The organism is uncultured Methanofollis sp. (assembly GCF_937919355.1).
GTDB lineage: Archaea > Halobacteriota > Methanomicrobia > Methanomicrobiales > Methanofollaceae > Methanofollis.
In genome coordinates, this window is record NZ_CALFSA010000147.1 from 1 (window position 1) to 1,505 (window position 1,505).

The 1,505-nt window shown below is 60.1% G+C and carries 2 protein-coding genes; one reads left to right on the plus strand and one right to left on the minus strand.

Annotated elements, in window-relative coordinates; translation table 11 throughout:
• A partial coding sequence (locus Q0520_RS07185; RefSeq protein WP_298668161.1) for a hypothetical protein occupies positions 1 to 684 on the plus strand: 684 nt, incomplete at its 5' end.
• Here the strand turns inward: Q0520_RS07185 and Q0520_RS07190 are convergent.
• Positions 671 to 1,505, minus strand: an 835-nt coding sequence (locus Q0520_RS07190) for an ATP-dependent DNA ligase (protein ID WP_298668164.1), incomplete at its 5' end; no start/stop codon positions are given. The two genes, Q0520_RS07185 and Q0520_RS07190, sit on opposite strands and share 14 nt — an antisense overlap.

Sequence of the window (1,505 nt, forward strand, 5' to 3'; positions counted from 1 at the left end):
GGCGACTCCGCCCTCTTCATCGGCGGGATCATCTACCTGAACCTCTTCGCTGTCTTCCTCGCTCATATCCTCAAGAGGGGAGGACATGTCACAAACCGTCCCCCCATCGTGCGAGGTGCGGCCGTCCTCCTCGGCATCACTGCCGTCGCCATCGGGAGCGTCCTTGTTGTATTCACCGCGATGGTTCTCCTCGCCGAAATCGGCGGCGTAACCCTTTTCTCATGGACAGGGGACTTTTTCGCCTACTTCCTCTCGGACATGGCCCCTCTCTATACCGGAATACCCGCCCTCTCGATGACCACGGGCCTCCTCGCAGCCGCGGCCGCAGGCTTTATCGCATTCCTCCTCGGGTCCATTCTCCTCGTCCGGAACGCAGGAGATGCGACTTTCGCCAAAGTCGCCATGCCAACAGCGAGCGGGTCAATCGTTCAGAACGAACCTGACAGGCCTGAAGAGCCCCTCAACCCTGTTCTCTCCTTCAGGGTGGAACACCGCCGCACACAGGAGCCGGCGCCAGATGTGAAGGTGATGCTCAGGCAGCGTGAGGGGATGCGCTTCCACACGAAGTTCACCGACTTCAACGGCGAGGTCACCTTCACCAATGTGGAAGGCTATGGATCGGAGTACTATGCCTACGTGGAAGGGGATGAAAACAGGACGGTGTACAGGGTCATAAGGATTTGAGCTGCTTTTCATACCTGGCGGCAAGACCTTCCACCGTCTCCACCTCGTCCACCCCCTTGTCCTCCCGCAAACGCACGAAACGGGGGAAACGGAGAGCATAGCCGCTTGTATAGTTCGGGCTCTTCTGGACCTCGGCGTACCCGTCCTCAAAGACAACCTCGGGTTCGAAGACAACTTCTTTCCCTTTTTCTGCGATGACAAGATCCTTGAGTGTCGCATAGAGCGCGGCGAGTTGGTCATCGGAGAGGCCCGTCGCCACCTTGCCGACGGGCAGGAGCACCCCTTCTTCCTGGCAGGCGAGGAGGAAAGAGCCGAAGAGGTGGGCCCGACGTCCCTCCCCCCACTCTGCGCCGACGACAGCAAGGTCGATCGTGTCCACCGCAGGTTTGACCTTGATCCAGTTTCTGCCGCGCACCCCCGGGGTATAGGCGGCACCGCGGGCCTTCACCATCACGCCCTCGTGACCGGCGTCAAGTGCCTCCTGATAGACCTTCTCCAGGGCAGGGACATCAGCACTCACCCACTGCGGGGCAACGAATCTGGAAAGGATTTTTTCCAGGATGGCGCGGCGCTCGGTAAAGGACCGGTCGATGAGAGTCTCGCCGTCGAGGTACATGATATCGAAGACATTCGGAACGAGTTCCACCCTCTCGATCGCCTCCTCCACCTCATGCTTCCGGCGGAACCGGTGCAGGACAAACTGGAACGGGCGGGGCTTCCCCTCTTTCACGGCGATCACCTCGCCGTCCAGGATCACGTCGTGACCGGTGGCTGCACAGAGCATCTCTATGACGTCGGGAACTGCTCCTGTCACCTCTTCC